Origin of the sequence: Ancylobacter sp. TS-1 (assembly GCF_009223885.1) — a bacterium.
Taxonomy (GTDB): Bacteria; Pseudomonadota; Alphaproteobacteria; order Rhizobiales; family Xanthobacteraceae; genus Ancylobacter.
The window spans coordinates 561,050-575,925 of sequence record NZ_CP045144.1 but is presented as its reverse complement, the minus strand read 5'-3'; the positions used below and the strand labels follow the sequence as shown (position 1 = coordinate 575,925).

General features: G+C 67.4%; 16 protein-coding genes and 1 tRNA gene. 11 read left to right on the top strand and 6 right to left on the bottom strand.

The window, feature by feature from the left end:
• Positions 1-25: 25 nt before the first annotated feature.
• Complete coding sequence (locus GBB76_RS02700) at positions 26-448, bottom strand: cysteine rich repeat-containing protein (protein ID WP_152301864.1); 423 nt, start codon at positions 446-448, stop codon at positions 26-28.
• A 408-nt stretch (positions 449-856) separates the two neighbouring features.
• Here GBB76_RS02700 and GBB76_RS02695 point away from each other — a divergent pair.
• A tRNA-Thr gene (locus tag GBB76_RS02695) sits at positions 857-931 on the top strand.
• A gap of 204 nt (positions 932-1,135) precedes the next feature.
• Complete coding sequence (locus tag GBB76_RS02690) at positions 1,136-2,080, top strand: hypothetical protein (protein ID WP_152301863.1); 945 nt, start codon at positions 1,136-1,138, stop codon at positions 2,078-2,080.
• A gap of 85 nt (positions 2,081-2,165) precedes the next feature.
• Here GBB76_RS02690 and GBB76_RS02685 read toward each other — a convergent pair whose 3' ends face one another.
• Together GBB76_RS02685 and GBB76_RS02680 are read right to left on the bottom strand one after the other, a co-directional pair.
• Complete coding sequence (locus tag GBB76_RS02685; protein ID WP_152301862.1) at positions 2,166-2,861, bottom strand: sulfite oxidase-like oxidoreductase; 696 nt, start codon at positions 2,859-2,861, stop codon at positions 2,166-2,168.
• Positions 2,862-2,948: 87 nt separating this feature from the next.
• Complete coding sequence (locus GBB76_RS02680; RefSeq protein ID WP_152301861.1) at positions 2,949-3,686, bottom strand: TerC family protein; 738 nt, start codon at positions 3,684-3,686, stop codon at positions 2,949-2,951.
• A 438-nt stretch (positions 3,687-4,124) separates the two neighbouring features.
• Here GBB76_RS02680 and GBB76_RS02675 point away from each other — a divergent pair, with 438 nt between their 5' ends.
• From GBB76_RS02675 to GBB76_RS02645, 7 genes are all read left to right on the top strand, one after another.
• Positions 4,125-5,252 (top strand): extracellular solute-binding protein, encoded by a 1,128-nt coding sequence (locus tag GBB76_RS02675; protein WP_246669015.1) that lies wholly within the window; start codon positions 4,125-4,127, stop codon positions 5,250-5,252.
• A gap of 227 nt (positions 5,253-5,479) precedes the next feature.
• Positions 5,480-6,556, top strand: a complete 1,077-nt coding sequence (locus GBB76_RS02670; RefSeq protein WP_152301860.1) for an ABC transporter ATP-binding protein — start codon at positions 5,480-5,482, stop codon at positions 6,554-6,556.
• Positions 6,549-7,586 (top strand): ABC transporter permease, encoded by a 1,038-nt coding sequence (locus GBB76_RS02665; RefSeq protein ID WP_152301859.1) that lies wholly within the window; start codon positions 6,549-6,551, stop codon positions 7,584-7,586. Before GBB76_RS02670 ends, GBB76_RS02665 begins: the two co-directional genes overlap by 8 nt.
• Entirely contained in the window at positions 7,583-8,380 is a 798-nt protein-coding gene (locus GBB76_RS02660) for an ABC transporter permease (RefSeq protein WP_152301858.1), read from the top strand. The genes GBB76_RS02665 and GBB76_RS02660 overlap by 4 nt, the downstream gene beginning before the upstream one ends.
• An 89-nt stretch (positions 8,381-8,469) precedes the next feature.
• On the top strand, positions 8,470-9,069 hold the full coding sequence (locus GBB76_RS02655) for an outer membrane beta-barrel protein (protein WP_152301857.1): 600 nt from the start codon (positions 8,470-8,472) through the stop codon (positions 9,067-9,069).
• A 113-nt stretch (positions 9,070-9,182) separates the two neighbouring features.
• Positions 9,183-10,166, top strand: coding sequence for an MBL fold metallo-hydrolase (locus tag GBB76_RS02650; RefSeq protein ID WP_152304729.1), 984 nt, complete (start codon positions 9,183-9,185; stop codon positions 10,164-10,166).
• A gap of 93 nt (positions 10,167-10,259) precedes the next feature.
• Positions 10,260-10,511, top strand: coding sequence for a DUF3297 family protein (locus tag GBB76_RS02645; protein WP_152301856.1), 252 nt, complete (start codon positions 10,260-10,262; stop codon positions 10,509-10,511).
• Positions 10,512-10,527: 16 nt separating this feature from the next.
• Here GBB76_RS02645 and cutA read toward each other — a convergent pair whose 3' ends face one another.
• Positions 10,528-10,833 carry a divalent-cation tolerance protein CutA gene (gene cutA / locus GBB76_RS02640; protein WP_246669013.1) on the bottom strand — a complete coding sequence of 102 codons (306 nt, stop codon included), beginning with the start codon at positions 10,831-10,833 and terminating at the stop codon, positions 10,528-10,530.
• Between the two features lie 59 nt (positions 10,834-10,892).
• Between cutA and GBB76_RS02635 the strand changes: the two genes are divergently transcribed.
• Entirely contained in the window at positions 10,893-11,711 is an 819-nt protein-coding gene (locus tag GBB76_RS02635) for an NAD kinase (protein ID WP_152301854.1), read from the top strand.
• Between the two features lie 4 nt (positions 11,712-11,715).
• On the opposite strand, the gene GBB76_RS02630 is transcribed toward GBB76_RS02635, so the two are convergent.
• Positions 11,716-12,843 (bottom strand): DUF2336 domain-containing protein, encoded by a 1,128-nt coding sequence (locus GBB76_RS02630; RefSeq protein ID WP_152301853.1) that lies wholly within the window; start codon positions 12,841-12,843, stop codon positions 11,716-11,718.
• 89 nt (positions 12,844-12,932) lie between these two features.
• Positions 12,933-14,138: a hypothetical protein gene (locus GBB76_RS02625; RefSeq protein ID WP_246669012.1), complete on the bottom strand. Its 1,206-nt coding sequence runs from the start codon at positions 14,136-14,138 to the stop codon at positions 12,933-12,935.
• 171 nt (positions 14,139-14,309) lie between these two features.
• On the opposite strand from GBB76_RS02625, the gene GBB76_RS02620 reads away from it, so the two are divergent.
• Complete coding sequence (locus GBB76_RS02620; RefSeq protein WP_152301852.1) at positions 14,310-14,873, top strand: nitroreductase; 564 nt, start codon at positions 14,310-14,312, stop codon at positions 14,871-14,873.
• Positions 14,874-14,876: the final 3 nt, after the last annotated feature.

Genomic DNA, 14,876 nt, shown 5'->3' with positions numbered 1-14,876 from the left:
CTTTCCCTGGCCTTGTCCCGGTCCGTCAGTTCCACCAGCCGGCGTCGTTCAGCACCTGCTTGCAGGCCGGACGCACGACTTTGCTGGCGGTCTGCAGGCAGGTCAGAATGTTGGCGTCACCGGGCTGAATGCCGGCGCAGAACTCGCGGATGCTGCCATTGCAGACGCTGTAGGCGTCGCCCTGCGCGGCGATGCGCTTGGCGATCGAGGCGCGCGCGGCGGCATAATCGTCGAAGCACTGCTGCGGCACCTGGTCCTGATGCGACATCAGGCAGTTGCGGATCTCGCCGGTGCCGAGATTGTCCTTCGCGCAGAAGCGCTCGATGGACGGGCCGCAGCTCTTGGAGATGAGCGCCCCGGCCTCGGCGTAGCTCATGGTCTGGGCCGACGCGCTGCCGGCCGTGAAGGCCAGCAGCAACGCTGCCAACCCGAATGCAAATCGGAACATATCTCGCCTCCCGTTCAGGGTGAGCCGCCGACGGCGCCGGCGGCGAAGGGGAGACGGCTCGCCACCGTAGAACACCTCCCCTGCGACTCGTCTCGCAGATGCCGATGCGTGACGCAATGTCGATTTTCGTTTGCAAAGAACTCGCGCGGCGCCCGCGCCCACAAGCCCGCGAACCGTTCCGTCATGTCTCCGGCAATTGTCGCGGAACTCGGCGTAAGGCCCGCTCGTGCCGATCGGCCGTTGACGCTCGACGCGGCTTGGGCGATGACAATCCCGGTGGTGGCAACGTCAGCCGGTGGCCGAAACGCCTGTACCTCCGAACGGAGCGCAGCGCGTTACCGCCTTCGGGCCGTATCCGGCCGAGGCATGCAAGACATGCCCGGAACTGTGACGTGGCTGGCAAGATGTGCCGGGTTAGCACAGCGGTAGTGCAGCGGTTTTGTAAACCGAAGGTCGGGGGTTCGATCCCCTCACCCGGCACCAGCCACCTCTGGCGCATGCGAGAAGCTGACGATTCGTCCTGCGGGAAAGACTCGCATGCTACGTGATTCGATGCCGCCAGTAATCGTTCAATAGTTACCGAATGGTTAACGGCGGATGCATTGTTTCGAGATTATTTCTCTACGCTAAGCCTCTGAGATTCCCTCGAATCAGCTATGTTGATTCAAATTCCTGGGGGATTTGGTCATGCAGTCGAAATGGCGCGCACCCGCTTGCTATGTCGGTGTCGGCGTTCTCTGCGCCTTGTATCTCTCCATCGTGCCCGGCGTGAGCTTCACCGACGTCTGTGCGGGCGCCGGTCTCGGCGCTGCGGTGATGTGGGCGATCAACGAGTGGGAAACCGGCAAGTGGAACGTGCCGATGCCGGTTCAGCCGGCGCTCGCGGCGCTTATTCCCCAGCCGGTCCAGTCACTTGCGATTGCCGGGGATGCCGGGCAGATGCAGGCCGTCGCGCTGCAGGCCGCGCCGCCCGAGGCGGTCGCACCGGCGCAAGCGCCCGTCATGGCGGCTGCCCCTCCCCCCGCTGACATCGAGTTGTCCGTCCAGCAGGCGGTGCCCGAGCCGACGCCCCGCCACCGGGTCGATTCCGGTGCGGCGACGCCCGACAAGATGGAGAAGTGGGAGATCGACGAGAAGGAACCGAGCTGGGACGCCACCGCGCTGGCCGAGACCTGGGCCAAGCTGCGGGCCGAACTGTCGATCAATCGCCCCAGCAGCCGTCCTGCCGTCTCGCCCGACCTGCCGCGCACCTCGCAATATGCCCGCAACGCCGATCCCAAGGCGCAGCCGCGCCCGCAGGCCGGCAATTATGCGCGGCCCCAGACGTCCGCCCCCTCCACGCCGACGCCCGGCAAGTACCAGACCTCGAAGGCCGCTCCCGCCAAGCCGCTTTCCACCAAGCTGCCGCCGGCCAAGCCGCTTGCGGCCAGCCAGCCGATGGGCAAGCCCCAGCAGGTCGCGGCCAAGCCGGCCGGCTACACGCTCGGCAGCCTCGGTCAGAATGGTGGCTCGCCCGTGCTCGCCAATCTGGCGTCCGGCAGCGCCAAGCCCGGCCGGCCGCCCGAGAAGCCGGCCGAGCCGGCCCGGCAGACCGGCTCGTTCCTGCGTTCGGGGGCTTTCCGCCCGCGCTGAGCGCCCCATCGCAACGAAATAAGAAAAGGCCCGGACGGGATGCCGTCCGGGCCTTTCTCATTGTGGCGCGCGAAGATTCGCCGTGTCACTCATCGGCGGAATAGCGCTCTTCCTTCCAGGGGTCGGCGTGGTTGTGATAGCCGTTCTCCTCCCAGAAGCCGCGCTTGTCGAAGCTGCGGAACTCGATGCGCTTCAGCCACTTGGCGCTTTTCCAGAAATACAGATGCGGCACCACCAGCCGCACCGGCCCGCCATGCTCGCGGGTGAGCGGCTGCCCCTCCCAGCTATGGACGATCAACGCATCCTCGGCGGCGAAATCCTCAAGGGCGAGGTTGGTGTTGTAGCCGTCATGGGAGTGCAGCATGACGAAATGCGCGTCCGCCTTCGGCATCACCACGTCGAGCAGGTCGCGCGTCGACACGCCTTCCCAGTGGTTGTCGTAGCGCGACCAGGTGGTGACGCAGTGGATGTCGGTGGTTTCGCGGGTCTGCTTCTGCGCCCGGAAGGTCTCCCAGTCCCAGGAGACGGGATTCTCGACGGCACCGTCGACATCGAGCCGCCAGCGGTCGAGCGGCACACGCGGCTGTATGCCGAGGTCCAGAACCGGCCAGTCGCGCACGAGATGCTGGCCGGGCGGCAGGCGGTCCTCTTCCGGCCGTGTCACCCGTCCGGTCAGGAACTTGCCCTCGCGCGCCCAGCGCTGCTTGGTCAGGGTGAGCTTGGTGTCGGAGGGTGGAGAGGCTGCGTCGGGAGAGGAAGGCGGTTCGGCGTCGTCACTCATGTCCGGGCTCCTGAGCGGGTGGGAGCGCGATCATAGCATCGTCCGGCGGCGTGGGGTTTCACATCCCCACGCCGCCGGGAAGCTGCGTCAGTGCGAGGCCGGCCGGCGCCGGCGCTGGATCATGTTGAGGCCTTCCACCGCCGCCGAGAACGCCATGGCGGTGTAGATGTAGCCCTTCGAGACATGGGCGCCGAAGCCTTCCGCGATCAGCGTGGTGCCGATCAGCAGCAGGAAGCCGAGCGCCAGCATCACGATGGACGGGTTGCGGTTGATGAAGTTCGCCAGCGGACCCGCCGCGAACAGCATGGTCAGCACCGCGAAGACCACCGCGATCACCATGATCGGGATGTGCTCGGTCATGCCCACCGCCGTGATGATGCTGTCGACCGAGAAGACGAGGTCGAGGATCAGGATCTGCACGATGGCGGCGCTGAAGCTCACCTGCAGCGCCCCGCCCATCGCAGCTTCCTGCTCGTCATGCGGCGCCATGCTGTGGTGGATTTCCTTGGTCGCCTTCCACACCAGGAACAGGCCGCCCGCGATCAGGATGATGTCGCGCCAGGAGAAGGGATGGCCGAACACGGAGAATACCGGCTCGACCAGCGTCACGATGATGGCCACCGTGCTGAGCAGGCCCAGACGCATGATCAGCGCCAGCCCGATGCCGATCTTGCGCGCACGCGGCCGGATGTCCTCCGGAAGCTTGTTGGTGAGAATCGAGATGAACAGCAGGTTGTCGATGCCGAGCACGACTTCCATCGCCACCAGAGTGACAAGCGCTGCCCAGGCCGCCGGACTGGCGGCAAGTTCCATCAAATAGTCCACCGGATCACTCCCCCGAAATCGTCACGACAGACCGTTCGCGGCGCGATAACGCGCAACGACGGGACAAGGATGCAGTCGGAAAGGAAATCAATCTCATCTAGACACGGTTCCACCGGCGCGACGTCGGAAAGCGATCCGACATCACGCGAACGCCGGCTCGGCTCGCGTCAGAGGGGCCCGGATCAACGGGTGCGCAGAACTTAAGGCAGGCGCGGTCCATTGCCAGAGCTTTCCGACCTGACAGATTGTCGCACCCCTGCCGGCTCGCGCCACCGCGCACAACGGTTCTCACGCTCGGGAAGGTTTGTTCGGATACGACGGAATATTTGTCTTGAGGCGACATCGCCTTCCGCCGGCCGCGCCCGCATGTCATCGTCCGTTCATTCCCCGGAACTAGAGCGAACGCCGTTTCGCCCATCGGGGCCAAGGGAGGTACATATGACCCGCTTTTCGCGTCGCGACCTGATGAAAGCCGGCGCCTTCGCGCTTGCCGCGCCAGCCGTGCTGCGCGCCCACGATGCGCTCGCCACCTCCGGTTCGCTCAACGTCTATGCCTGGGGCGACTATTTCGACAAGAACACCCTGCTGGCCGACTTCACCAACGCCACGGGCGTGACGGTGAACCTGTCGACCTACGGCTCCAACGAAGAGTGCGAGAACAAGCTGCGCGCTGCCGGCGGCAAGGGCTTCGACATCGTGTTCCCGTCGGTGGATACCGGCCCGAACTACTACAAGGACAACCTGCTTCAGCCGATCGACGAGGCGAAGTTCAAGTCCTCCCTGATCATCCCGTCCATCTACCGCAACTCGCTCACGCTCGGCGCCGCCTATCGCGGCAAGCGCTATCTGGTGCCGTTCGACTGGGGCACCGAGGGCGTCACCTGGGATTCGACGAAGTTCCCGGACAAGAAGTCGGGCGAAATCTCCTATGGCGACATGTGGCTGGCCGGCAATCCCAAGCAGACCGCCATCCGCCAGAAGTCGGTGTTCAACGGCGTGGCGCTCTATCTCGACGCCACCGGCGAGCTGAAGTCCGACCGCGGCCTCGACCTGTACAAGTCCGAGGCCGACTCGCGCCGCGTCTTCGAGGGCGTGCTGAAGTACATCCTCGCCCATAAGGGCAATATCGGCGCCTACTGGAACAACGCCACCGAGGCGACCGCCGCCTTCACCGACGCCGGCTGCACCATCGGCCAGACGTGGGACACCACCGGCATCCTGCTCCACCGCAACACCGACAAGAAGTGGCGTTACGGCATGCCGAAGGAAGGTGGCCTGGCCTGGACCGACACGCTCGGCATCCCGGCCGGCGCGGCCAATGTCGAGCAGGCCTACGCCTTCGCCAACTTCATCTACCAGCCCGAGGTCGGCGCCCGCTTCGCCAACACCACCGGCTACAACAGCGCGGCGGCCGGCGCGGGCCAGTTCCTCTCCGACGAGGCCCGCTCGGCCTTCGAGGCGGCCTATCCGGCCGGCACCATCGACAACCTGTTCTGGTGGCCGATGCAGACGGACTTCTACGCCAAGCTGCGCGGCGAGTACGTCGAGAAGCTGACCAACAGCTGAGGCACGGGGCGGCCCTCCGCCCCTCGCTTTGTTCCGGCCACGCCCGGCGGGCCGTCATTCCGAACTGCGCGCGCCGCGCGGGATGACGGAGCCGGGTGGCCGGACCTACCTTCTTCGAGTCCCGGCCGGTGGCCGGGCACCTCAGGACGACGTTGATCGGGGATGGTGTCGGCGACGCGCCGTCCCCGGCACCGGCCTCCGGCTCTCCTTCATGCAGAGGTCTGCCCATGCGCGGCAAGGACGTCCGTCTCGATCAGGTTTCCATCCGCTTCGGCGATTCGACCGCCGTCCAGCCGACCGACCTTGCCATCCATGCCGGCGAGTTCTTCTCCATCCTCGGCCCCTCCGGCTGCGGAAAGACGACGCTGCTGCGGACCATCTCCGGCTTCATCCAGCCGACCGAAGGCCGCGTGCTGATCGGCGGCGAGGACATGGGTGGCAAGGGGCCGAACGAGCGCCCCACCGCCCTCATCTTCCAGAATCTCGCGCTGTTCCCGCTGATGAGCGTGGCCGAGAACGTCGCCTTCGGGCTGGAGGCACGCGGCGTCGCCAGGCACGACCGGCAGCGCCGGGCGCAGGAACTGCTGGAACTGGTGGCGCTTAGCGGCTTCGGCGACAAGAAGCCGGCGGACTTGTCCGGCGGCCAGCGCCAGCGCGTCGCCATCGCCCGCGCCCTTGCCGTCGAGCCCGCCGTCCTGCTGCTCGACGAGCCGCTCTCCGCGCTGGACCTGAAGCTGCGCCAGCACATGCGCACCGAGTTGCGCGCCATCCAGAAGCGCGTCGGCATCACCTTCATCTACATCACCCACGACCAGGGCGAGGCGCTCGCCATGTCCGACCGCGTCGCGGTGATGAGCCGCGGCCGTCTTGAACAGGTGGCCGACGCCGATCTCCTCTACGCCGAGCCGGCGACGCCCTTCGTCGCTACCTTCGTCGGCGAGCAGAATGTGCTGCGCGGCACGGTCGCCAGCCTCACCGACGACTTCACCGGCGTCGACACCCCGGTCGGCCGCATCGAGGGGCGGATCAAGGGCCCGCTGCGGGTCGGCGAGGAGGCGCTGGTAATGGTCCGGCCCGAACGCATCACCCTCGGCGGCGGTGCCACCAATGCGGTCGCCTCACGCCTCGTCTCGCGCAATCTGGAAGGCCCCTCGGTCAATCTCCTGTGCGCCGCCGCCGGCCAAACCCTGACCGTGACCGTTGCCAACGGCCCCTCGGCGCGCGAACTGCCGGAGGAGCTGATGCTCTCCTTCGGCGTCGACGACGCGCTGGTCTTCCCGATGGGGGCCCTCGCCCATGGGTAGCCTGGCGCAAGCCTATGGCCGGCCGCTCGCCAGCGTCATCGCGCTGATCGCGGCGGTGTGGATTCTCGCCCTGATCCTTGTGCCGCTCGGCGCCATGCTGGAACAGTCGCTGTGGTGGCGGGACTCCAAGGGCGACATCTCGCTGCAGATCGACCGGCTCTACAACGAGATCGCGACGATCCAGCTCGACCGCGAGAACGAGGCCGACCCCGCGAAGCAGGCCGCCTTCGATAGCGCCCTCCAGCAGAAGCAGGCCGAGGCCAGCACGCTTGAAGCGCAGGAGTTGGACCCGCCCAAGACCTACGGCTTCGCCAACTTCACCCGCATGAGCGCCCTGCACCTCTACATCTTCGTGCGGACCATCTTCTATGCGCTGATGGTGACGGCGCTGGCGCTCGTGGTCTGCTACCCCGTCGCCTATGTGGTGGCGCTGGCCAGCGGCCCGCGCAAGGCGATCATCCTGATGGTCGCGCTCATCGTTCCCTATGCGATCAACGAATTGCTGCGCGTCTACGCCTGGCTGATGATCCTCGACTACCGGGGCGTCATCAACGGCGTGCTGCAATGGATGGGCTTCATCGATCTCGATGCGCGGGAGTGGATTCCCTTCCTCGAAAACCCCTCTGCCGTCTTCCTGGCGATGATCTACACCTATGTGCTGTTCATGGTGTTCCCGATGGTGAACACGCTGGAGACGCTCGACCGCAACCAGATCGAGGCCGCGCGCGATCTCGGCGCCTCGACGCTGCGCATCCATCGCCGGGTCATCATTCCGCACGCCAAGCCGGGCATCGCGGTCGGCTGCATCATGACCTTCATGCTGTCGGCCGGCTCCTACTCGGTGCCGGCGATCATGACACGCGGCCAGGGCGGCGACTGGTTCAGCCAGCTCGTCTACCGGCAGTTCTACGAGAGCAACAACTGGAACATGGGCTCGGCCTATGCGGTGTCGCTGCTCGTGGTGTGCACGGCCTTCATCCTCATCATGATGCGCCTGTTCGGCGTCGGGCTGAGGGATATCGCGAAATGAGCACCGCCACCGAGAGCGCCGGCGCCCGGCTGGTGATGAACATCTATATCGGCATCTTCGTGCTCTATCTCTTCCTGCCGCTGGCGGTGATGTCGGCGGCGGCGTTCAACTCCTTCGACTACCCGTCCGTCACGCAATGGCACGGCTTCACCCTGAAATGGTTCGTCGCGCTCGCGCATGACGAGCGTTTGCTGCAGGGGCTGGTCAATTCCGTGCTCGTCGCGCTGGGCGTCATCGTGGTGTCGATCCCCGCCGGTCTTTCGGGCGCGCTGATCCTCACCCGGCTCGGCCAGCGCTCCGGCACGGTGCTCTATTCGGTGCTGGTGTCGCCGGTGCTCACCCCGGGCATCATCCTGGGCATTTCCAGCCTGATCTTCTGGCGCGAATTCGGCGTGCCGGGCGGGCTGTTCGTCGCTGTCATGGCGCAGTCGAGCTTCATCGCCTCCTACGCCATGCTGCTCTTCCTCGCCCGGCTCCAGCGGCAGGACCGCACGCTGGAGGAGGCTGCCCTCGACCTCGGCGCCAGCCACACGCTGGTGTTCCGACGCATCACCCTGCCCTTCCTGGCGCCGACCTGCTTTACCGCCGCCGTCGTCGCCTTCCTGCAATCCTTCGAGAACTACAACACCACCGTCTTCGCCATTGGCGGCGAGTGGACGCTGGTGACGGAGATCGCCTCGCGGCTGCGCTTCGGCCTGTCGCCGGTGATCAATGTGGTGGGCGTGATCTTCGTCGTGCTGACGCTCGTCGCCGCTGTCACCTATGTGTTGCTCAAAGGCAAGCCGCGGCGTTAGGCCGGGCGAAACGGTAAGACCGCACGCGTTCCGTCATCCAGGTTGCACAGCGGCCCGGAATGATGCCGGGGGCAACCCGGGATGACCGCATGCGTACAAACCGCCTCCTCGCCTGCCCCGTGCTCGCGGCCGCGCTGCTGCTCGGGGCCCCTGCGGCCCAGGCCGGCAGCACCAGCATCGGCGGCTCCTACACCACGGAGCGTGCGCCGGACGACTTCACCGAGACCAAGTCGTCCGACTGGCAGATCGACGTCGCGCACACCTTCGACAACAAGTTCAGCGTCTCCGGCGCGGTGAAGTACTACGACACCGCCGGCACGTCCGATTACAAGTTCAATGCCCAGCTCGGCGTCGGCTACACCTACGATTTCGGGGCGTTCTCGCTCACCGGGGGCGCCGGCATCGGCCAGCACTTCATCCACTCCGACGACCCCTCGAACTTCCCCTATTACTATTTCACCCTCGCCGGAGCGGTGCCGCTCAACGACAAGTGGACGTGGAACGCGTTCCGCCTGCGCTACCGCAACGCCTTCGACAACTCGAACGACTACAACACGCCCGAAGCGGCGATGGGCGTCACCTACAGTCTCAACGCCCATAACAGCATTTCGCTCTACATCGAACGCGACTGGAGCGACGGCCAGCCTTCCTATGACGCCATCGAGGTCGGCTACCGCTACAAGTTCTGACGCCCCCTCACGCCAACGTGACCCCTCCCCGGCGTGACCGCGCGCGGGTGCCCCCCTAGCCTGCGGCGCCCGAGTCCGTTCACGTCTGGAGAGCTGCCATGGACACCGTTCCGATGCCCCACCTGTCGCGCCGCCATTTGATGATCGGCGCCGGCGCGGTGCCGCTCGCCGCCCCGCTCGCGGGCCTTCTCTCCTCCCCCGCCGCCGCGCAGACCGGCTCCGGCCAGCAGGTGCCGGGCCTCTACCGCTACAAGGTCGGCGCCATCGAGGTGACGGCCGTGAACGACGGCGTCCGCACCTTCCCGCTGCCGGACGGCTTCGTGCGCAACGCCAGCCGCGATCAGGTCAATGCGGCGCTTGAGGCTGCCTTCCAGCCCAAGGATGTGATGAGCATCCAGTTCAACCCGCTGCTGATCAACAATGGCGGCAAGCTGACGCTGATCGACACCGGCAACGGCCCCCAGCCGGGCAATGCGACCGTCGGCAAGCTGCGCGCCAACCTCGCCTGGGCCGGGGTGAAGCCGGCCGACATCCAGACGGTGGTCATCTCCCATTTCCACGGCGACCACATCAACGGCCTGCGCGCCGAGGATGGCGGGCTCGCCTTCCCCAATGCCGAGATCATGGTGCCGGAAGCCGAATGGGCGTTCTGGATGGACGAGGGCGAGGAAAGCCGCGCGCCGGACGCGCTCAAGGCCAATTTCCAGAACGTGAAGCGGGTCTTCAAGGACATCGACAGCAAGGTCGCGCGCTTCGCATGGGACAAGGAGGTCGTCCCCGGCCTGACGGCGGTGGACGCGGCGGGACACACGCCCGGCCACACCGCCTTCGTGCTCGCCTCGGGCGAGGGCAAGCTGTTCATCCAGTCCGACGTCACCAACACGCCGATCCTGTTCGCGCCGAACCCGGACTGGCAGGTGCAGTTCGACATGGACGGCGCCAAGGCGGCGCAGACGCGCAAGCGCATCTACGACATGCTGGCCGCCGAGCGGCTCCAGCTCACCGGCTATCACTACCCCTTCCCCGCCACCGGCTTCATCCGCAAATCGGGCGACGGCTATGAGGCGGTTCCGGCGGTCTGGCGGCCGGTCCTCTAGACCCGCGCGCACGCGATCTCGCGCGACGGGCTGGCAAGCGGACGCGGGCGCGGCTATGTCTCGCCCCGACCGCCACCCGGACCTGAGGACATCATGGCCGACACCCTTCCCGACCGCTTGTCGAGCGACCCGAACAGCCCCTTCTACAACGCCGAGCTTCTGGAGCGCGGCGTCGGCATCCGCTTCAAGGGCGCCGAGAAGACCAATGTCGAGGAATACTGCGTCAGCGAGAGCTGGATCCGCGTCTCCGTCGGCAAGGCCAAGGACCGCGCCGGCAACCCGATGACGGTGAAGCTTCAGGGCCCGGTCGAGCCCTATCTGCGCGAGGTTGAAGGCGACAGCTGAAGGCTGGCGTCAGCCCTCACCCTTCCGTCTCGGCGGCGATCCAGTCGAGGAAATCGGCATTGCCGCCGGCGACGGGAAGGAACAGCACGGCCGGCGTCTCATAAGGGTGGCGGGCGCGCACGGCCTGCGCGACGGCCTCGGCGAGGTCGGCACGGGTCTTGAAGATCACCACCACCTCCTGCGCGCGCTCGATCTCGCCCTGCCAGCGATAGATCGAGACCATGCCGGGCACTATATTGATGCAGGCGGCCAGGCCATCGGCGACAATGGCCCGCCCCGCCGCCTCCGCCTCGACGGCCTCGGGCCACGTCGTATAGACCATGACTATGCTATAGCCGCCTTCAGGCATCGCCGTTCCCCATCACCACCGGGCCGTCCAGCATGAACGAAGTCGCCCGCCCCGCCGGTCAGAGCAGCGTGGAAGCCGACTCCCCGCGAGCATATGGCCGAATCGCCTTCGTCGCGAGCGAGGCGCCCGACGCCCTGCTGGCGCAGGCCCAGCTTGTCGGGCGCTATGGCAATGTCGCGCCCGAGGAGGCCGACGTCGTGGTCGCTCTGGGCGGCGACGGCTTCATGCTGCAGACGCTGCACCGCTTCCGCGACAGCGGCACCCCGATCTACGGGATGAATCGCGGCTCCATCGGCTTCCTGATGAACAGTTTCCGCGAGGAGGACCTGCCGGCACGGCTGGCGGCGGCGCAGCGCGTCGTCATCCACCCGCTGATGATGGAGGCGACCGACGTCAACGGCCGGCAGCATCGCGCCTGGGCGTTCAACGAGGTCTCGCTCATCCGCCAGTCCTATCAGGCGGCGAAGCTGCGCATCGCCATCGACGGCAAGATGCGCATGGAAGAGCTGATCTGCGACGGCGTTCTGGTCGCCACCCCGGCCGGCTCGACCGCCTATAACCTCTCCGCGCAGGGGCCTATTCTGCCCATCGGCACGCCGCTGCTGGCGGTTACGCCGATTTCCGCCTTCCGCCCGCGACGCTGGCGCGGCGCGCTGGTGCCGGACCGCGCGCGGGTCGACATCGCGGTGCTGGAATTCGAGAAGCGGCCGGTGAACGCGACCGCCGACCACTTCCAAGTGCTGAGCGTGGTGGCGGTGCGTGCCCGGCTCGACCAGTCCTCGTCCATGACGATGCTGGTCGACCGCGACCATTCCATCGAGGAACGCATCCTCGCCGAGCAGTTCGGCTGAGCCCTCAGGCGGCCAGCGAGGCTGCCTGCCGGCGCTGGCGCGCTTCCGCCTGCCAGCGGCGCAGCAGCGCGAGCACGCTGTTCTCCGCTTCCTCCGGCAGCGCCTCATAGGCGGCAATCACCCTCTCGATGATGCGCTGCTGCAGGCCCGGCGCCTCTTCGCTCTCGTCGAGATAGGCCTCCGCCTGCACGACCTGAAGCGCCGTGCGGAAGGCCACGAAGGCTCCCGCCGGCAGGCCGAGGCGCTCATAGAGCAGGCGGAACGCATCGCCGGAACGGTCAGCCGCCAGCGCGGCGACGTGATCGACGGGAATGCCCGAACTGATCGACATCGCCTCCAGGAACAGGCGCATCTGGCCCGACAGCAGCGAGCGCAGCACCAGGGCGGAGGTGAGTTCGCCGCGCGCCTGCAGCGCTTGTGCGAGAGCGCGCACGTCCGTGAAATGGGGCCGGCCGGCCTGCGCGACCGTGGCACTGTCGCACGCCTCGCGGGCGACCCGGGCCGCCTCCCCCGGGGAGAGCCAGCGGCGCTCCTCGACGAAGGAGCTTAGCGCGCCGGCGACGGTGCGGATCAGCGCGTGATGCGCGTCGGCGGGAAGGTCGGGACGGATCAGCAGCGCCTCCCGCAGCTCCGGCACCGTGCCGAAACGCGCCACGATATGGCCGAGCGCGAAGCCAGGCACGTCGGCGGTCGGGTTCCGCACCAGCGCGAGGCAGGCGCCGATGTCGCCGGACTCGGCTAGCACGGCGGCGATGGGCGCCGGCAGTTCCTCGCGCCGGGCAATGGCAGCTTGGCGGTCCGGGGTTCCAGCGGTGCAGAACTCGATCAGCTCGCGGGTATTGAGCACCGGCGACTGTTCCAGCACGATCTCGCCCGCCTCGCCCGGCAGGGCGGCCAGCTTGACCACGAGGTCCGCAGGTACCAGCGGATGCCGGCAGAGCGCCGAGGCAAGCTCGAACTGCACCAGCGGCGAGGGATCGACGGCGATCAGGGGGAAGGCCGCATCCATGTCGGCCCGGTCCTGCACACCGAGATCGGGAAGCACATAGGCCCGGCCGAGGGCCGCGACCGCCTTGGCGCGCGCCCCATCCGGTGCCGTACGCGCCCATTCGAGAAACTGACGCACGATCATGGCCGACTCCCGGCTGCATCCATCGAGGTTCGATGATGCCGACCGGCACTTAAGAAAGCGTTGACCATAAAATGCGGGCACGCGGCGGATCAGTCGCCGCTGCCCTCCTGGGGCTCGATCCCCTGCGGCGCCACCTGATCGCCGATCATCACCTCGACCGGGCCGTCCTTGCCCGCCTCGACGGCGAATTCCTTGGTGTAGGTCTTGCCCTCATAGCGCGCGACAGCGGTGTATTCGCCTTCCGCCAGCACGAAGACCGGCAGAGAGTTGATCGATTCCTTGATGCCGTCGCCGCCCGGCGTGAGGATCGACCACTGGGTCTCGGGAAGCGCCTCGCCGCCGGCGACCCTCACCAGCCGCATCGTCACCTCACCGGCGCGGTGATGCAGCGTGGCATCCGTCACCTTGCCCGGCGCAACGGCCACATCCGCCTGAATGACGGCATTGCCCTCGCCATAGGTAGACACGACATAATAATCGCCAGCCGGCAAAATAATCGTGTCGCCCGAACTGGCGCCGCGAAAATAGGGCCGCGTGGAGGCCCGCCCCTGCAGGAAGCTGCCCTCGAAAATATCGTAGGTGACCTTCTGCGTCGGGATGGGACGGTCGTTCACATCCGAGTGCAGCGTGACTCCGCCGGCCGGCACGACGAGCTGTTCGCGGCGGGATTCGTCGCCGACGACGATGCGGCGCGCGACGCTGGCGAGCCCGTAGGAGACATGGACGACATAGCCGCCGGGCGACAGGAAGAACACCGGCGCGGGATCGGCGGCCTCCGCCACCAGCGGATAAGCGCCTGACGCCTCCGGGCGGTCGGCAAAGACCCGCCAGACCAGCCCGCGCGGAATGAAGGGCTCATTGTCGCCGAAGCGCGCGCTCATGCCGATCGCCACCTTTCCGGCCGGCGGCTGCGGCAGGATGCTGTGCGGATCGGTTATCGCGCCCGCCGCCCCGGTCGTGGGTCGCGGGCCGGCGGCTGGGCCGGTCGCAGGCGGGGTGCCGACGAAGGGGAGCGCCTGCGACGGAAGCGCCGGCGCGCGCGGCGCCTGGCCCTTTCCGTCCGACGCGGCGCGTCCGGCCGGCAGGCCGCCGAACCCTTCGACGGCGAGCGGCTGGGAGAATTGCGAGGGGCCGAACGACATCGCCCCGGACGGATCCTGCACAAAACCGGACTGCGCCTGCGCCGTCGCGGTCATCGCCACCAGCAGCGCGGCGGCGAGTCGCTGAACGCCGCCGCCGGCACGGGGGCGGCGGGCTCGAATCAGGCGGATCGGCAGCAGTCGGGCGTGGGACATCGCCGCCGTTGGTGCCCCCAAACGGCGGCAAATTCAAGTCGCGCACGCCGACGCGGAGGCCCCGCCAGCCCTCCCGTGGCTTTCCGAATTGCCGCCTTCAGGCACGCCCGCGCGCCTTGGTGCCCTGCCCGGCGCGTGCTAGGCGCATATATATAAGGAGTGAGGACGCCCATGACCGCCCCCCTGACCCTGCTGAAGACCCGCAAGAGCCCCAAGGTCTTCGATCTCGCCGCGCCGGGACCGACGCCGGAGGAAATCGAGGAGATGCTCACCATCGCCTCGCGCGTGCCCGATCACGGCAAGCTGACGCCCTGGCGCTTCATCATATTCGCGGGCGAGGCGCGCGAGCGCGCCGGCGAGGCCATCGCCGCCGTCTTCGCCGCCGAAAACCCGGACGCCGATGCCGAGCGCCTCGCCATTGAGCGTGCCCGGCTGACGCGGGCGCCGCTGGTGATCGCCGTCGTGTCGAAGGCCGGCCCGCACGCCAAGATCCCGGAATGGGAGCAGACGCTTTCGGGCGCCGCCGCCGCCACGCTTCTCGTGCTCTCCGCGCATGCGCACGGCTATGCCGCCACCTGGCTGACCGAATGGTACGCCTATGATGCCCATGCGCGCGCCGCTCTCGGCCTCGCCGAGGATGAGCGATTCATCGGCTTCATTCACATCGGCACGCTCGCGCGGCCACAGGAAGACCGCCCGCGCCCGCCCCTGAGCGCCATTGTGACGCGGTACTGAGCC